Below are 15,940 nucleotides of genomic sequence, written 5' to 3' on the forward strand. Positions count from 1 at the left end.
GAACGAACTCCTAATGTAGGTGACTCAACGCCTATCCTTGCGCGTGGCACCATTGCGCCGGATCACTCGGGTGACCCTGCTGACGAATTGCGAAATACAGCGCTGGTGTGTCTTGTCCGCCACTGTTACCGACCGTGGAAATAGGCTCACCGGCTTTTACAACGTCACCCGCAGACTTGAGCAGCGTCTGGTTGTGACCGTACAAACTCAAATAACCGTTGCCGTGGTCGAGAATCACCAGCAGCCCGGCACCGCGCAGCCAGTCGGCGAACACCACGCGACCGCCGTGTACGGCATGCACCGCACTGCCGGCAGATGCGCCGATCATCACCCCGTCCCACTTGGTCCGGGCATCGTCGCCACGGCTTTCACCGAAGCGCGCCAACAGTCGACCATCGACAGGCCAGGGAAGTTTGCCGCGGGTTGATGCAAACGGACCGCCAAAGGTCTCGCCGGCGCTGGAAACCAGCGCGCCAGGGGTCGACTTGACCGGTTTGCGTGGGGCGTCATCGCTGGCATCTGCCTGCGCCTGGGCCTCACGTAAACGCTTTTTTTCGGCTTCCTGCTGGGCAATCAGCGCTTTTTGCCGCGCTTCTTCTGCCTCACGGGCCTGGCGGGCCAGCGTTTCTTCAATGGTTTTAAGGACTTTAGACAGGTCTGCTTGATCCTGCTCGCGCGCCGCCAGTTTCTGGTCACGAGCCTTTACATCGTCATTGAGCTTGGCCAGGACTTTCTGACGCTCCTGGCGGACTTTTTCGAGTTCGCCGCGTTGGCTGTCGAGGCTGCTTTGCTGCACCAGCAATTGCGCCTGTTGCATCGAGATGTCTTTTTCGACATTGCTCAGTTGGCGCAGGGTTTCGTTGAAGTTCTTCAACTGCTCCAGTCGGGCCTGGCTCAGGTAGTCGTAATAGGTGAGGGTGCGGGCGAATTTTTCCGGATTCTGCTGGTTGAGCAGCAGCTTGAGGTATTCCTGACGACCATTCTGGTAGGCCGCTCGGGCCTGCATGGCGATCAGTTGTTGCTGTTCAGTGCGCGCGCTCTGGAGTTTTTTTTTCTCTGTATCGAGGCGCTGTAGCTCGGATTCGCTTTTCTTCAGCTCTTTTTGCAGGGCGTCGACCTGCTTCTCGAGCTTGCCCATCTCGGTTTCGGTGCCCTTGAGGTCTTTTTGCACGCCGGACTTTTCTTCCTGCAGCTTGCCCAGCAGTTTCTTCAGCTCGGCAATGTCCTGACGCGTGGCGTCCAACTGTTGTTGGGTGTCTGCGCGCTCGTCGGCAAACGCCGGTTGCAGCAGGCATGTCAGGGCTAGGGCTATCAGGACGCGAAGCATAGGGGCGGGCGGCACCAGGGAAAGGGACGGCCTAGTATGCCCGCCATGGACGGCAAAAAAAATGCCCATTTCTGACTGTGTGATAACTGGACCGAAAAACGCCGAAAACCCATGTAGGAGCGAGGCTGCTCGCGATTGCGTCGGTACATTCAACAGGGATGTTGTATGTCAGATTGCTATCGCGAGCAGGCTCGCGCCTACAGGTTTTGCAGCGTTTTTGAAGTCCGGTCAGACCAGGATCGACGTCCCGGTCATTTCCGCGGGTTGCTCCAGGCCCAGCAGCTTGAGCATGGTCGGCGCGACATCCGCCAGCACGCCGCCTTCGCGGACCTTCAGATCACGCTTGCCGACATAAATGAACGGCACCGGCTCAGTGGTGTGTGCGGTGTGCGCCTGACCGGTGGATTCATCGGCCATTTGCTCGACGTTACCGTGGTCCGCGGTGATCAGCGCTTCGCCGCCGACCTTTTCCAGGGCATCGACGATGCGGCCGACGCACAGGTCCAGGCACTCGACGGCCTTGACCGCCGCTTCGAACACGCCGCTGTGGCCGACCATGTCGCCGTTGGCGTAGTTGACTACGATCACGTCGTAACGCTGGTTTTCGATGGCCTCGACGATGCGGTCGGTGACTTGCGGCGCGCTCATTTCCGGCTGCAAGTCATAGGTGGCGACTTTCGGCGACGGAATCAGGATGCGTTCTTCGCCTGGGAACGGCTCTTCACGGCCGCCGGAGAAGAAGAAGGTCACGTGGGCGTATTTCTCGGTTTCGGCGATGCGCAGCTGGGTCTTGCCGTTTTTCGCCAGGTAGTCGCCCAGCACGTTTTCCAGGCTGCCGGCGGCGAAAGCCGATGGCGCAGGGATGCTCGCGGCGTATTGGGTCAGCATGACGAAGCCGGCCAGTTTCGGCTGGCGGGCGCGTTCGAACTCGCTGAAGTTGTCTTCGACGAACACGCGGGTCAGCTCGCGGGCGCGGTCGGCGCGGAAGTTCATGAACACCACGGCATCGCCGTCTTCGACTTTCACCGGCTCGCCGATGGAGGTGGCTTTGACGAATTCGTCGCTTTCGCCGCGAGCGTAGGCAGCTTCGAGACCTTCCTGGGCGGTGGCGGCGTTGAACTCGCCATGGCCGTCGACAATCAGGTTGTAAGCCTGGGATACGCGGTCCCAACGGTTGTCGCGGTCCATGGCGAAGTAGCGGCCGACGATGCTGGCGATTCGGCCTTTGCCCAGGGCCTGGAACGTCGTGTCGAGCAGTTCGATCGACGATTGAGCGCTTTTTGGCGGCGTGTCGCGGCCGTCGAGGAAGGCGTGCAGGTAGATATTCTGGGCGCCGCGCTTGAAGGCCAGTTCGGCCATGGCGACCAGGTGGTCCTGGTGGCTGTGCACGCCGCCATCGGACAGCAAGCCCATGAAGTGCACGGCTTTGCCAGCGGCAACCGCTTTGTCCACGGCAGCGCAGAGGGTCGGGTTCTCGAAGAACTCGCCGTCGCGGATCGATTTGGTCACACGAGTGAAGTCCTGATACACCACACGACCGGCGCCGAGGTTCATGTGGCCGACTTCGGAGTTGCCCATCTGGCCATCCGGCAGGCCGACGTCCATGCCGCTGCCCGAGATCAGACCGTTCGGCACCGTGGCCCACAAACGGTCCAACACCGGCTTCTTCGCGGCGAATACGGCGTTGGATTCGGGGTTGTCGCTGTGACCGAAGCCGTCGAGAATCATCAGGACCAAAGGTTTAGGCGTGGTAGTCATGGAATCCACTCGTGGCTGAGGTAAAAGGGGTAATGAAAAAAGGGAGTCGCAGTTTAATGCGAAGTTCCTGCCACGTCACCGCCGGACGGGGTTTGGCCCACCATAGGGGCTGTGTATACTGGCCGACATTTTAACGCCCTGGAACCTCCTTCGATGGTTGCTCACCTGATTGAATTTGCCACTAACCACTACATTCTCGTCGGTATCTTCGTCGTACTGCTGGCGTTGCTGATTGCCTATCAGATGCAGGGCGGCGGCCGTAGCCTGAGCACTGGCGAACTGACCGGCCTGGTCAACAAGGACGCCGGCATCGTGGTCGATATCCGTCCGGCCAAGGATTTCGCCGCCGGTCACATTGTCGGCGCGCTGAACATTCCCCAGGACAAACTGGCTGCCCGCGTCGGTGAGCTGGAAAAGCACAAGGCCAAGACCATCATCCTGGTCGACGCCCTCGGCCAGACCGCCGGTACCCACGCCCGTGAACTGATGAAATCCGGCTTCACCGCCGCCAAGCTGTCCGGCGGTATCTCCAGCTGGAAAGCCGACAATCTGCCGCTGGTGAAGTGATATGAGTAACGTCGTCGTCTATTCCAGCGATTACTGCGGTTATTGTTCGCGGGCCAAGCACCTGCTCACGAGCAAAGGCGTGGCCTTCGAAGAGATCAAGGTCGATGGCAAGCCGCAGGTGCGCGCTGCGATGGCCCAGAAGGCCGGGCGTACGTCTGTGCCGCAAATCTGGATCGGCAGCACCCACGTGGGCGGTTGTGATGATTTGTTCGCCCTGGAGCGCGCCGGCAAGCTCGACGCACTGCTCAAGGCCTGACGGCAAATACCCAAAACAAGCAAACCTAAAAGAACCCTGGATCAAGAAGGATCTGCGATGACTGACCAACAGAACACTGCTGCGAACGAAGAAGAAACTGCACCGCAATTCTCCTTGCAGCGCATTTATGTGCGTGACCTGTCCTTCGAAGCTCCGAAAAGCCCGGCGATCTTCCGCCAGCAGTGGGAGCCGAGCGTCGCCCTGGATCTGAATACCCGTCAAAAGGCACTGGAAGCTGACTTCCATGAAGTTGTGCTGACCCTGTCGGTCACCGTAAAGAACGGTGACGAAGTGGCGTTCATCGCTGAAGTGCAGCAGGCCGGTATCTTCCTGATCAAGAACCTCGACGACGCTTCGATGAGCCACACCCTGGGCGCGTTCTGCCCGAACATCCTGTTCCCGTACGCTCGCGAAACCCTGGACAGCCTGGTGACCCGTGGCTCGTTCCCGGCACTGATGCTGGCACCGGTGAACTTCGATGCGCTGTACGCGCAAGAGCTGCAACGCATGCAGGCTGCTGGCGAGACGCCAACCGTTCAATAAACGGTTTATGCAGATATGAAAAAAGCGCCGTAACAGGCGCTTTTTTCATGGCGCATACCTTTGTAGGAGCTGGTTTGCCAGCGAAGGGGTCGTAACATTCAACATCGATGTTGTCTGTTACTCCGCTTTCGCTGGCAAGCCAGCTCCTACAGGGGTGTGGGGGTTATTTGAAGTCGTTCTGTCGCCAGGCTTCGTACACGGCCACCGCCACGGTGTTCGACAGGTTCAGGCTGCGGCAGCCCTCGCGCATCGGCAGGCGAAGGCGTTGCTCGGCGGGCAGGGCGTCGAGCACTTCGGCCGGCAAGCCGCGGCTTTCCGGGCCGAAGATAAACGCGTCACCTTCGACGAAGCTGGCATCGTGGAACGGCCGCGAACCCTTGGTGGTGAACGCGAACACTCGTGGATGGCCGAGGCTCTCCAGGCAACTGGCGAGGTCGGCATGGCGCTGCAGGGTGGCGTACTCGTGGTAATCGAGGCCGGCCCGGCGCAGGCGCTTGTCGTCCATCTCGAAGCCCAGCGGCTCGATCAAATGCAGGTGGCAGCCACTGTTGGCGCACAGCCTGATAACGTTGCCGGTATTCGGCGGAATTTCTGGTTGGAAAAGGATGACGTGAAACATGCACGGCTCCGAAGGTAAAGATGACGCGCATTCTACGCCGCCTGCAGGCGTGCGTTCGACACTATTCCTGCGGGTGATGGGGTCGCTGGCGATTGTCGGGGTGATGGTCGGGCTAATGATTGGCCGCCTGACCACGCCGGATCCCAGCCAGTTGCAGCAGGTTGAAGTGACGAGTGACGGCCTGGTGGTGTGGTTCAACAACGAACCCAAGGTCCATGGTGAAATCGTCCAGGGCAGTGTCGCGCTGCTGTTTGGCGCCGAGGGCAAGGCGCAGAAAGGCCAGCTCAAGCTCGCCGACAAGGACGTTAACTGGCGAGTGCGCTTGAGTGATGGGGGGTTGTTGCTGACGCTGGTGGCGGCCCGGCCGTTGCAGGGCGAGTGGGCCGGTCGCGAGGTTGATGACCGCTGGCGGCTGGAGATCCATCTGCGGGAGCAATAAAAGAGGGAATCCCCGGCCTGCCTGTACCAAGGTCCCCAAAACGTGAGGCTCGTCGCGAGTGCGGTGTGAGCCTGGTGTAAAGAAGGAACCCCTGACCTGCCTGTATCAAGGGCCCCAAAACTGTGGGCTCGTCGCGGGTGCGGTGTGAGCCCGGTGTAAAGAGGGGAATCCCCGGCCTGCCTGTACCAAGGTCCCCGAAACTGGGTAGGTGAACTGATTCACCTGAAAGGGTTATTGCAGGGGGCGTGCCAGGTTTTAATATTGCGAAACAAATAAGCGCATAAAAACGCTGAAAGCCCCGGAGAACGGGGCTTTCGTGCTTCTGCAGTCTGGTTTTTCTGGCGGTTGAAGGCGGGAGGGTGGATCAGGTGTCGTGCGCGATTGCGGTTCACGGTGCATTCAGTCGGTGCACTGATGGCCCTGAAAGCATCGCGAGCAGGCTCACGTGTAGGAGCGAGCCTGCTCGCGATTGGACCTAACTTTCAGCACTGCATGAATTAAAGGCCGATCAATCAGCCCTCATCCCCTTCATCCTCATCCCCGCCATCCACTTTCATTCCCAATTCCTTGATCTTGCGGGTCAGGGTATTACGCCCCCAGCCCAGCAAGACGGCGGCATCGCGGCGGCGGCCGGCGGTGTGCTTGAGGGCGGTCTCGATCATGATCCGCTCGAAAGCCGGCACGGCGCTGTCGAGCAGGCTCGACTGGCCGCGAGACAGCGCCTGGTCGGCCCACTGGCGCAAGGCCTGTTCCCAGTTGGTGACCGGTGCAGAGTCCTGCGGCAGGCTCAGCAGCTCCGGCGGCAGGTCGCCGATGTGCACTTCGCGACCCGACGCCATCACGGTGATCCAGCGGCAGGTGTTTTCCAGCTGGCGCACGTTACCGGGCCACGGCAGGTTCTTCAGGTATTCCTCGGTTTCGCTCTTGAGCAGCTTCGGCTCGACCGCCAGTTCCTGGGCAGCGCGGCTGAGGAAGTGCTTGGCCAGGGTCGGGATGTCTTCGCGACGGTCCGACAGGCGCGGGATGTGGATGCGGATCACGTTGAGGCGGTGGAACAAGTCCTCACGGAACTTGCCGGCATGCACCAGGGTTTCCAGGTTCTGGTGGGTCGCGGCGATGATGCGCACATCGACCTTGACCGGCACGTGTCCGCCGACGCGGTAGAACTCGCCATCGGCCAGCACGCGAAGCAAGCGGGTCTGAGTGTCGGCCGGCATGTCGCCGATTTCATCGAGGAACAACGTGCCGCCGTCCGCTTGTTCGAAGCGCCCGCGACGCAGGTTGGCCGCGCCGGTGAACGCCCCTTTCTCATGGCCGAACAGTTCGGACTCCATCAGGTCCTTGGGGATTGCCGCCATGTTCAGCGCAATGAACGGTGACGCCGCCCGCGGGCTGTGGCGGTGCAGGGCATGAGCCACCAGCTCCTTGCCGGTGCCGGATTCGCCGTTGATCAGTACGGTGATGTTGGAGTGGCTCAAGCGGCCGATGGCGCGAAACACTTCCTGCATCGCCGGTGCTTCGCCGATGATTTCCGGGGTGCGGGTCAGTGTCGGGGCGACTTCCATGCCTTGCTGTTCCTGGGCGTGCTGGTTGGCGCGCTTGACCAGGGACACCGCTTCATCGACATCGAATGGCTTGGGCAGGTATTCGAAGGCGCCGCCCTGATAGGAGGCGACAGCGCTGTCCAGGTCGGAATGAGCGGTCATGATGATGACCGGCAACCGTGGATGCTGCTCGCGAATCCGCGCCAGAAGGTCAAGGCCACTGGCGCCGGGCATGCGGATGTCGGAGATGATCACATCCGGCTGCTGGCGCGCCAGGCGGCTCATCACGCCATCGGCGCTGTCGAAGCTTTGCGTGGTCATGCCTTCCTGCTGCAGGGCTTTTTCCAGGACCCAACGGATTGAACGGTCGTCATCGACGATCCACACGGTTTCACTACGGCTCATGTCGATGTGGCTCCTTGTTCCAGTGGCAGAAAGATCGAGAAAGTGGTGTGGCCGGGGTGGCTGTCACATTCGATCAGGCCCTGGTGCTGGCTGATGATGTTCTGGGTGATGGCCAGGCCCAGCCCGGTGCCGTCCGGACGACCGCTGACCATGGGAAAGAAAATGGTTTCCTGAAGTTCCGCAGGGATGCCCGGGCCGTTGTCGATGATTTCGATCTTGGTCACCAGGCGATGGCGCACGTGGCCGATGGTGAACTGGCGCATGGCGCGGGTGCGCAGACTGATGCGGCCCAGGCGCAGTTCGTTCTGGCTGCTGATGGCTTGCATCGCGTTGCGCACAATGTTCAGCACCGCCTGGATCATTTGCTCACGGTCGATCAAGACATCGGGAATGCTCGGGTCGTAATCGCGCACCAAGGTGATGCAACCCTGGCTTTCGGCCTCGACCAGTTGGCAAACACGCTCCAGCACTTCGTGGACATTGCACAGGGCCAGCGACGGCAACTTGTTGGAGCCGAGCATGCGGTCCACGAGGTTACGCAGGCGGTCGGCTTCTTCGATGATGACGTTGGTGTAGTCGCGCAGGCTTTCTTCCGGCAGCTCCCGGGCGAGCAATTGAGCCGCGCCGCGAATGCCACCCAACGGGTTCTTGATTTCATGGGCCAGGCCGCGCACCAGCATCTTGCTGGTTTCCTGCTTCGACAACTGTGCTTCTTCCTTGGTAATGCGCAGCAGGCGATCGCGGGGGTGGACTTCGAGCAGCAGCAGGGTGTCGCCATTGCTGAGGATCGGCGTGACCGCGTAATCCACGGTCAGGGTCTGGCCGGTGAGGGCGGTGAGCATGGCTTCGCGCTTGGTGAACGGGTGTGCTTGTTCGACGGCTTGGCGCAACGAATTCAGCGCCTCGGTGGATTCGGTAAACAATTCGCTGATGAATTGCCCGTGGCTGCGCTGACCGCTGATAGCCAGCAGCATCTCCGCCGCCGGGTTCATGTACTCGAGGCGCAATTCGGCGTCGAGCAGGATGGTGGCAGTGGTGAGGTTGTCGAGTAGCAAACGGTGGAGTGCGTCGCTAATGGTCATCGGGACCTCTTTTAGGGCGCAGCGTGCGCAAGAAACAAGCGTTGCTGCGGAAAATGCAAAAACCAAACCAAGGCTCCGAAAAGAAGCGCCGAAAGCCTGAAACGGGCGTTTAACGCTCGATTGCGTGGCGTTCTGCCAGCTTTCGCGGGTAGTTTCGAACCAAAATGGGTTGCAATGTGAGTAGGGTGCAAGCATTTGCACCAATATAGGGCGCAAACCTATACAAGGTTAGAAAAGTCGCTGGAAAGGGTTTTTTTCTTCGGCGGGTTTATCGCTGAGCGGGCATTCCGGTCGCTGGCCGTAGTCTTCGAGGGCGCAAGGTTTGATCCGGCGTTTCTGGCTGAGCGAGGTACGCTGCATGTGGAAAGGTTGGCTAGCCGTGCGTTCGACGATGCGCCCCTGTTCGTCGAGGATTTCCACCGACAGGGTGTGGCTGCCGCGATCAATGTTGCTCAACGGGAACACCGGGCTCGTGCCGGGTTCTGCAGTGGGCTGGCCGTCGAGCAGCAAGCGGTAGCGGTGACCAGGTTGCAGGGCAGGCTCATGGGTGGCGCTGACAATGACTTCTCCTGCATTGCTGCGGATAGTTGCATCGGGTTCCGGGACCAGGATACGCAACACGTCGTAGTGGAACAGTGCGGGTTCTTCTATTGGGTTTTCGGCAATCACCGACAGGGCAGAAGCGGGGTTGGCGCCCGTGTCGGCCTGCGCCAAGACGGAATGGGCAATAAGGCTGGCAATCAGCAGCCAGGCCTTCACGGCTTGTGCACTCGTTGGACGATGATGTTCACGGTGGGGCTTTGCTGCACAACCTTTTCACCCTCGATGACTTGAACGGCGAGGCGATGCTCGCCGCGATCGATATTCACCAGTTGCAGGGTCGGCACGTTGCCAGGCTGGCCGTAGGGCTGATCGTCCAGCACCAGCCGCAGCAGATGCTGGTCTTGCAGGCCTGGTTCGATCTGCACGTTGACGATGAACGAGCCGTTGTTGGCGCGCAGGTTTTCTGTGGTGGGCAGGCCTGTTAGCGTCAGCACTTCATAGGCTTTGGGCGGCTGGCCTTGGCGGGGTGGTTCGCTCGCTGGATCAGCATCGGCGGGCGGCTGTCGCTCGACGCTGTTGAGGGGCGGCAGCTCGACCGGTTGGGCGCTGACGCCGTCAGGTGGTTGATTGCTATACGCTGTGGCGCCGTTGGCATCGGTGTACTTGTAGATCTGCGCCGTGGCGGGCAGAACGATCAGCAGCAGGATGAAGAGAAAACCACGACCCATGGAATCGACCGGAAACGAAAGCGATGGGTTGCAGCATAGGTCAGGCTGGGTGTTTGACCCAAGCAGGTAACATTCGGGCGTAATTGAAGCCCCCTGTAGGAGCTGGCTTGCCAGCGAAAGCGGTTGGTCTGACACAGTAGTGTTGTATGTGTCGACGCATTCGCTGGCAAGCCAGCTCCTACAAGGTTTTATAGTGTTTTCAAGACAATAAAAAAGGCCTCCCGAAGGAGACCTTTTTGTCACGCCGCTTGCGCAGGCGCTACCGGATTAGCAGCTGTAGTACAGCTCGTATTCCAGTGGGTGTACGAAGGTACGTACCTTGATTTCTTCTTCGCTTTTCAGGGCGATGTAAGCGTCGATGAAGTCGTCGCTGAAGACGCCGCCTTTGGTCAGGAACGCACGACCTTTGTCCAGCTCTTCCAGGGCTTCTTTCAGGCTGCCGCAAACTTGTGGGATCTCTTTCGCCTCTTCAGGCGGCAGGTCGTACAGGTTTTTGTCAGCGGCGTCGCCAGGGTGGATCTTGTTCTGGATGCCGTCCAGGCCAGCCATCAACAGTGCGGCGAAAGCCAGGTACGGGTTGGCAGCCGGGTCCGGGAAGCGTGCTTCGATACGGCGGGCTTTCGGGCTCGACACGTAAGGAATACGGATCGAAGCAGAACGGTTACGAGCCGAGTAGGCCAGCATTACCGGCGCTTCGAAGCCTGGTACCAGACGCTTGTAGGAGTTGGTAGCCGGGTTGGTGAAGCCGTTCAGGGCCTTACCGTGCTTGATGATACCGCCGATGAAGTACAGGGCGGTGTCGGACAGGCCGGCATAACCTTCACCTGCGAAGGTGTTCTTGCCATCTTTCCAGATGGACATGTGTACGTGCATACCCGAGCCGTTGTCGCCGTACAGAGGCTTAGGCATGAAGGTCGCGGTACGGCCGTAGGCGTCAGCAACGTTGTGCACGACGTACTTCAGGGTTTGGGTTTCGTCGGCTTTCTTCACCAGGGTGTTGAACTTGACGCCGATTTCGTTCTGGCCGGCAGTCGCCACTTCGTGGTGGTGAACTTCAACGGTCAGGCCCATTTCTTCCAGTGCGTTGCACATGGAGGTACGGATTTCGTGGTCGTGGTCGAACGGCGGAACCGGGAAATAGCCGCCTTTGACGCCTGGACGGTGACCTTTGTTGCCGCCTTCGATGTCCTGGTCGGACATCCACGAACCTTGTTCGGAGTAGATCTTGAACATGGAGCCGGAAATGTCGGACTTGAACTTCACTTGGTCGAAGATGAAGAACTCTGGCTCTGGACCCGCGAACACGGTGTCACCGATACCGGTGGCTTTCAGGTGTTCTTCAGCACGACGGGCGATCGCACGTGGGTCGCGGTCGTAGCCTTGCATGCTCGAAGGTTCGATGATGTCGCAGACCAGGATCAGGGTCGGCTCTTCGGTGAACGGGTCCAGCACGGCGGTGGAGTCGTCCGGCATCAGGATCATGTCGGAGGCTTCGATGCCTTTCCAGCCAGCAATGGACGAACCGTCGAACATTTTGCCGACTTCGAAGAAGTCGTCATCCAGCGCATCGCGAGCCGGCATGGTCACGTGGTGCTGAGTGCCTTTGGTGTCCGTGAAGCGCAGATCAATCCATTTGACGTCATGATCTTTGATGAGTTGAACCGACTTCGACATAGTGTCCTCCGGGTGGCTTCGGGCTTAGTAATGGATAGCCCTTGGAAAGTGGGTGATGCCGGCGCGAATACTCTGCCAAGGCAACCTGCCTCACAAGGGAGCAAATTGCATGCCAGTGCCCCACCATGGGTTTTTTGCCCCAAAAACACGCTTATTAGCCATAAATGCACTTTAAAGCAGAAAATACCGCCCCGTAATGTGGCGTCATTTCCAATAAATGACCCGTTTTGGTGCGTGCAAAACCTTCTGCACATTAACTGGTTAAACCTTGAGCAATTTCCGCTATAATCCGCGCCCCCCTTTTTCGGCAGGCCTCGTGCGCGCTGTTTCCATGAAATTAATCGTAAAAGTCTTCCCCGAGATCACCATCAAGAGCCGCCCGGTACGGATGCGTTTCATCCGCCAATTGGCCAAGAACATCCGTGCCGTGCTCCGCGATCTGGACCCGGCTGTGGTGGTGAACGGCGTGTGGGACAACCTCGAGCTGGAAACCCGCGTCAGCGACCCCAAGGCCCTGAAGGAGATGGGCGAGCGCCTGAGCTGCATGCCGGGCGTCGCGCACTTCCTGCAAATCGACGAGTACCCGCTGGGCGACTTCGACGACATCGTTGAAAAGTGCAAGCAGCACTACGGCGATGCCCTGGCCGGGAAGATCTTTTCGGTGCGTTGCAAGCGCGCCGGCAAACACCCGTTCAGCTCGATCGACATCGAAAAATATGTCGGCAGCCAGCTGCGCCGTCAGTGCGGTGCTGCCGGGATCGACCTGAAAAACCCGGAAATCGAAGTGCGCATCGAAGTTCGCGACCAACGGTTGTTTGTGATCCACAGCCAGCACAACGGTATCGGCGGTTATCCGTTGGGCGCGCTGGAGCAGACGCTGGTGCTGATGTCCGGTGGTTTCGACTCCACCGTGGCGGCGTACCAGATCATGCGCCGCGGCCTGATGGCGCATTTCTGCTTCTTTAACCTGGGCGGACGGGCCCACGAACTGGGCGTCATGGAAGTCGCGCATTTCATCTGGAAGAAGTACGGCAGCTCCCAACGCGTGCTATTTGTCAGTGTGCCGTTCGAAGAAGTGCTCGGCGAAATCCTCGGCAAAGTCGATAACAGTCATATGGGCGTAGTATTGAAGCGTATGATGTTGCGCGCTTCGTCACAAATTGCCGATCGACTGCACATCGACGCGCTGGTCACCGGTGAGGCGATCTCCCAGGTGTCGAGCCAGACGCTGCCGAACCTGTCGGTGATCGACTGCGTGACCGACAAGCTGGTCCTGCGCCCACTGATCGTCGCGCACAAGCAGGACATCATCGACACGGCCAACGAAATCGGCACCGCCGATTTCGCCCGGCACATGCCGGAGTACTGCGGGGTCATCTCGGTCAACCCGAAGACCGCCGCCAAGCGCTATCGCGTCGAGCACGAAGAGAAAGAATTCGACATGGCGGTGCTCGAGCGTGCGCTCGAAAACGCCAAACTGGTGCCGATCGATCGGGTGATCGATGAACTGGGCCAGGATGTACAAATTGAAGAAGTCAGCGAGGCGCTGGCCGGTCAGATCGTCATCGACATCCGTCACCCGGATGCCGCTGAAGACGACCCGCTGGACCTGGCTGGCATCGAGGTACAAACGATGCCGTTTTATGCAGTGAACGCTCGTTTCAAGGAACTGGACCCTACTCGCCAGTACCTGTTGTATTGCGACAAAGGCGTGATGAGTCGCCTGCATGCCCACCATTTGCTCAGTGAGGGGCATGCCAATGTGCGCGTTTATCGACCGAGCTAAGTGCCCGGGGCTGTTTGCCTGTGGCCTGCGTCACCGGCCCCCCGACGCCACCGTCAAGCTGTAACGGCTTTCACGGACGCTACTGTTAATCGCTGCCAAGACTTGTCAGCACACCGAATCCTCTGATCGAGATACACAAGTGATCGAAAATCTACGCAACATCGCCATCATTGCCCACGTTGACCATGGTAAGACCACCCTGGTTGACAAACTCCTGCGTCAATCCGGCACCCTGGAGCGCAACGAGCTCAACGACGAGCGCGTGATGGACTCCAACGACCAGGAAAAAGAGCGCGGTATTACCATTCTGGCGAAAAACACCGCCATCAACTGGAACGGCTACCACATCAACATCGTGGACACCCCGGGCCACGCCGACTTCGGCGGCGAAGTTGAACGCGTAATGTCGATGGTCGACTCCGTTCTGCTGCTGGTTGACGCTCAAGACGGCCCTATGCCGCAAACCCGTTTCGTGACCAAGAAGGCCTTCGAAGCCGGCCTGCGTCCGATCGTGTGCATCAACAAGGTTGACCGCCCAGGCGCGCGTCCGGACTGGGTTCTGGACCAGATCTTCGACCTGTTCGACAACCTGGGTGCCACCGAAGAGCAGCTGGACTTCAAAGTCGTCTACGCCTCGGCCCTGAACGGTATTGCCGGTCTGGACCACACCGAAATGGCTGAAGACATGACCCCGCTGTACCAGTCGATCGTCGACAACGTACCGGCGCCGGCTGTTGACCGTGACGGTCCGTTCCAGATGCAGATCTCCGCACTGGACTACAACAGCTTCCTGGGTGTTATCGGTGTTGGCCGTATCGCGCGTGGTCGCGTCAAGCCGAACACCCCGGTTGTCGCTATCGGCGCCGATGGCAAGAAGCGTAACGGTCGTATCCTGAAGCTGATGGGTCACCACGGTCTGCACCGTGTAGACGTTGAAGAAGCTGCGGCTGGCGACATCGTGTGCATCAGCGGCATGGACTCGCTGTTCATCTCCGACACCCTGTGCCACCCGGACACCGTTGAAGCGATGAAGCCGTTGACCGTCGACGAGCCAACCGTTTCCATGACCTTCCAGGTAAACGACTCGCCATTCTGCGGTAAAGAAGGCAAGTTCGTGACTTCCCGTAACATCAAGGAACGTCTGGACAAAGAGCTGCTGTACAACGTTGCACTGCGCGTTGAAGAAGGCGACTCGGCTGACAAGTTCAAGGTTTCCGGCCGTGGTGAGCTGCACCTCTCGGTACTGATCGAAACCATGCGTCGCGAAGGCTTCGAAATGGCTGTAGGCCGTCCGGAAGTGATCATCCGCCTGGTTGACGGCGTGAAGCACGAACCGTTCGAAAACGTCACCATCGACCTGCCGGAAGAATCTCAGGGCAAGGTGATGGAAGAGATGGGCCTGCGTAAGGGCGACCTGACCAACATGGTGCCGGATGGCAAGGGCCGTGTACGTCTGGAATACAACATCCCTGCTCGTGGTCTGATTGGTTTCCGTAACCAGTTCCTGACCCTGACCAACGGTGCTGGCATCCTGACCTCGATCTTCGACCGTTACGACGTGATGAAGTCGGGCGACATGTCCGGCCGTCAGAACGGCGTTCTGGTGTCGGTTGAAACCGGCAAGGCACTGACCTACTCCCTGGAAACCCTGCAGGCGCGTGGCAAGTTGTTCGTAGAACACGGTCAGGAAATCTACAACGGTCAGATCGTTGGTCTGAACAGCCGTGACAACGACCTGGGCGTCAACCCTACCAAGGGCAAGAAGCTCGACAACATGCGTGCTTCGGGTAAAGACGAAACCATCGCCCTGGTTCCACCTGTTCGCTTCACCCTGGAACAGGCTCTGGAATTCATCCAGGACGATGAATTGTGCGAAGTGACTCCAAAGTCGATTCGCCTGCGTAAGAAAATTCTTGACGAAAGCGAGCGTACCCGCGCTGCCAAGAAAGCCAAGGCCTAAGATTTAGCCTGGCTTAACGAAAACGCCCCCGGTCGAAAGGCCGGGGGCGTTTTTGTTTGTCTGCGGTTTGTGTGGTGTTTGTGCGGGCCTCTTCGCTGGCAAGCCAGCTCCTACACGGTTTTTGAGTCGTACACACTGTAGGAGCTGGCTTGCCAGCGAAAGCGGTCGATCAGCCGCCGAAATCTCAGGGACTGTCAGAACCGCTCGATCGACCGCGAAGTCCGATCACGTTCGACTTCCTTGGGCTTGTACGCGCAATACCCCGGCCGTGGGCCGATTTTCGGGTGGTTGCGGCAAGTATCCGGGCGCTTTTCATAAATAGTGCACAGACGGCTCTTACGATCCAGGTACAGGCAATCGTTGTTGCTCATGCGCTGGAGGGTGAAGATGCCTGATTTCTGGTTGAAGCGTTCGACCAGCCCTTCCTTTTGCAGGCGCTTGGCAATGTTCTTCGGCGGATCGCCCAACTCGAACTCATCGACCACGCCAATGCGGATCAGGTCCTTGATCTTGACCTCGACAGGCAAGGTGCAGCAGCTGGACATGCACGAGCCGCACATCGGGGCAGAATATTTGGCCCAGGTATCGAGGCGGTCGATCTCCGCGGCGGCGATCAGGTTCGGCTTCATCATCGGTTGTTACCAGCGTGTGCATCAGGGCGCGCGATCATACCGGGACTGGTGGATTTTTGAACAACCTTTCGCCAGAT

The 15,940-nt window shown here is 59.2% G+C and carries 15 protein-coding genes; 6 read left to right on the plus strand and 9 right to left on the minus strand.

Going from position 1 to position 15,940, the window contains the following annotated elements:
- Window positions 1-31: 31 nt before the first annotated feature.
- Window positions 32-1,327, minus strand: coding sequence for a murein hydrolase activator EnvC family protein (locus J1D76_RS12505; protein ID WP_421138611.1), 1,296 nt, complete (start codon window positions 1,325-1,327; stop codon window positions 32-34).
- 228 nt (window positions 1,328-1,555) lie between these two features.
- Window positions 1,556-3,085 (minus strand): 2,3-bisphosphoglycerate-independent phosphoglycerate mutase, encoded by a 1,530-nt coding sequence (gpmI, locus tag J1D76_RS12510; RefSeq protein ID WP_421138612.1) that lies wholly within the window; start codon window positions 3,083-3,085, stop codon window positions 1,556-1,558.
- A 153-nt stretch (window positions 3,086-3,238) separates the two neighbouring features.
- On the opposite strand from gpmI, the gene J1D76_RS12515 reads away from it, so the two are divergent.
- The 3 genes from J1D76_RS12515 to secB are packed head-to-tail and all read left to right on the plus strand — an operon-like array spanning window position 3,239 to window position 4,451.
- Entirely contained in the window at window positions 3,239-3,652 is a 414-nt protein-coding gene (locus tag J1D76_RS12515; protein ID WP_421138613.1) for a rhodanese-like domain-containing protein, read from the plus strand.
- A 1-nt stretch (window position 3,653) separates the two neighbouring features.
- A complete protein-coding gene (gene grxC, locus J1D76_RS12520) occupies window positions 3,654-3,908 on the plus strand; it encodes a glutaredoxin 3 (protein WP_421138614.1) in 255 nt (84 codons plus the stop codon).
- Window positions 3,909-3,965: 57 nt separating this feature from the next.
- A complete protein-coding gene (secB, locus tag J1D76_RS12525) occupies window positions 3,966-4,451 on the plus strand; it encodes a protein-export chaperone SecB (protein WP_421138615.1) in 486 nt (161 codons plus the stop codon).
- 163 nt (window positions 4,452-4,614) lie between these two features.
- On the opposite strand, the gene trmL is transcribed toward secB, so the two are convergent.
- Entirely contained in the window at window positions 4,615-5,070 is a 456-nt protein-coding gene (gene trmL, locus J1D76_RS12530; RefSeq protein ID WP_421138616.1) for a tRNA (uridine(34)/cytosine(34)/5-carboxymethylaminomethyluridine(34)-2'-O)-methyltransferase TrmL, read from the minus strand.
- On the opposite strand from trmL, the gene J1D76_RS12535 reads away from it, so the two are divergent.
- Complete coding sequence (locus J1D76_RS12535) at window positions 5,069-5,509, plus strand: hypothetical protein (RefSeq protein WP_421138617.1); 441 nt, start codon at window positions 5,069-5,071, stop codon at window positions 5,507-5,509. The two genes, trmL and J1D76_RS12535, sit on opposite strands and share 2 nt — an antisense overlap.
- A gap of 512 nt (window positions 5,510-6,021) precedes the next feature.
- Here J1D76_RS12535 and ntrC read toward each other — a convergent pair.
- From ntrC to glnA, 5 genes are all read right to left on the minus strand, one after another.
- Window positions 6,022-7,458, minus strand: a complete 1,437-nt coding sequence (gene ntrC, locus J1D76_RS12540) for a nitrogen regulation protein NR(I) (RefSeq protein WP_421138618.1) — start codon at window positions 7,456-7,458, stop codon at window positions 6,022-6,024.
- Window positions 7,455-8,540, minus strand: a complete 1,086-nt coding sequence (glnL, locus tag J1D76_RS12545) for a nitrogen regulation protein NR(II) (RefSeq protein WP_421138619.1) — start codon at window positions 8,538-8,540, stop codon at window positions 7,455-7,457. The genes ntrC and glnL overlap by 4 nt, the downstream gene beginning before the upstream one ends.
- 228 nt (window positions 8,541-8,768) lie before the next feature.
- Window positions 8,769-9,299 carry a penicillin-binding protein gene (locus J1D76_RS12550; RefSeq protein WP_421138620.1) on the minus strand — a complete coding sequence of 177 codons (531 nt, stop codon included), beginning with the start codon at window positions 9,297-9,299 and terminating at the stop codon, window positions 8,769-8,771.
- A complete protein-coding gene (locus tag J1D76_RS12555; RefSeq protein WP_421138621.1) occupies window positions 9,296-9,811 on the minus strand; it encodes a DUF4124 domain-containing protein in 516 nt (171 codons plus the stop codon). The genes J1D76_RS12550 and J1D76_RS12555 overlap by 4 nt, the downstream gene beginning before the upstream one ends.
- A gap of 267 nt (window positions 9,812-10,078) precedes the next feature.
- Window positions 10,079-11,485, minus strand: coding sequence for a type I glutamate--ammonia ligase (gene glnA / locus J1D76_RS12560; RefSeq protein WP_421138622.1), 1,407 nt, complete (start codon window positions 11,483-11,485; stop codon window positions 10,079-10,081).
- A gap of 331 nt (window positions 11,486-11,816) precedes the next feature.
- On the opposite strand from glnA, the gene thiI reads away from it, so the two are divergent.
- Window positions 11,817-13,271, plus strand: a complete 1,455-nt coding sequence (gene thiI, locus J1D76_RS12565) for a tRNA uracil 4-sulfurtransferase ThiI (RefSeq protein WP_421138623.1) — start codon at window positions 11,817-11,819, stop codon at window positions 13,269-13,271.
- A gap of 139 nt (window positions 13,272-13,410) precedes the next feature.
- On the plus strand, window positions 13,411-15,231 hold the full coding sequence (gene typA / locus J1D76_RS12570) for a translational GTPase TypA (protein WP_103396910.1): 1,821 nt from the start codon (window positions 13,411-13,413) through the stop codon (window positions 15,229-15,231).
- 194 nt (window positions 15,232-15,425) lie between these two features.
- Here the strand turns inward: typA and J1D76_RS12575 are convergent, their stop codons facing one another.
- On the minus strand, window positions 15,426-15,863 hold the full coding sequence (locus J1D76_RS12575; RefSeq protein WP_421138624.1) for a YkgJ family cysteine cluster protein: 438 nt from the start codon (window positions 15,861-15,863) through the stop codon (window positions 15,426-15,428).
- Window positions 15,864-15,940: the final 77 nt, after the last annotated feature.

This window comes from Pseudomonas sp. NFX15, from assembly GCF_049132105.1.
GTDB lineage: Bacteria > Pseudomonadota > Gammaproteobacteria > Pseudomonadales > Pseudomonadaceae > Aquipseudomonas.

Bases quoted from the DNA above. Each gene is read 5' to 3' on its own strand.
- glnA (WP_421138622.1), bottom strand. From the start codon at position 11,485: ATGTCGAAGTCGGTTCAACTCATCAAAGATCATGACGTCAAATGGATT.
- J1D76_RS12555 (WP_421138621.1), bottom strand. From the start codon at position 9,811: ATGGGTCGTGGTTTTCTCTTCATCCTGCTGCTGATCGTTCTGCCCGCC.
- J1D76_RS12575 (WP_421138624.1), bottom strand. From the start codon at position 15,863: ATGATGAAGCCGAACCTGATCGCCGCCGCGGAGATCGACCGCCTCGAT.
- glnL (WP_421138619.1), bottom strand. From the start codon at position 8,540: ATGACCATTAGCGACGCACTCCACCGTTTGCTACTCGACAACCTCACC.
- gpmI (WP_421138612.1), bottom strand. From the start codon at position 3,085: ATGACTACCACGCCTAAACCTTTGGTCCTGATGATTCTCGACGGCTTC.
- J1D76_RS12535 (WP_421138617.1), top strand. From the start codon at position 5,069: ATGCACGGCTCCGAAGGTAAAGATGACGCGCATTCTACGCCGCCTGCA.
- J1D76_RS12505 (WP_421138611.1), bottom strand. From the start codon at position 1,327: ATGCTTCGCGTCCTGATAGCCCTAGCCCTGACATGCCTGCTGCAACCG.
- secB (WP_421138615.1), top strand. From the start codon at position 3,966: ATGACTGACCAACAGAACACTGCTGCGAACGAAGAAGAAACTGCACCG.
- grxC (WP_421138614.1), top strand. From the start codon at position 3,654: ATGAGTAACGTCGTCGTCTATTCCAGCGATTACTGCGGTTATTGTTCG.
- J1D76_RS12515 (WP_421138613.1), top strand. From the start codon at position 3,239: ATGGTTGCTCACCTGATTGAATTTGCCACTAACCACTACATTCTCGTC.
- ntrC (WP_421138618.1), bottom strand. From the start codon at position 7,458: ATGAGCCGTAGTGAAACCGTGTGGATCGTCGATGACGACCGTTCAATC.
- trmL (WP_421138616.1), bottom strand. From the start codon at position 5,070: ATGTTTCACGTCATCCTTTTCCAACCAGAAATTCCGCCGAATACCGGC.
- thiI (WP_421138623.1), top strand. From the start codon at position 11,817: ATGAAATTAATCGTAAAAGTCTTCCCCGAGATCACCATCAAGAGCCGC.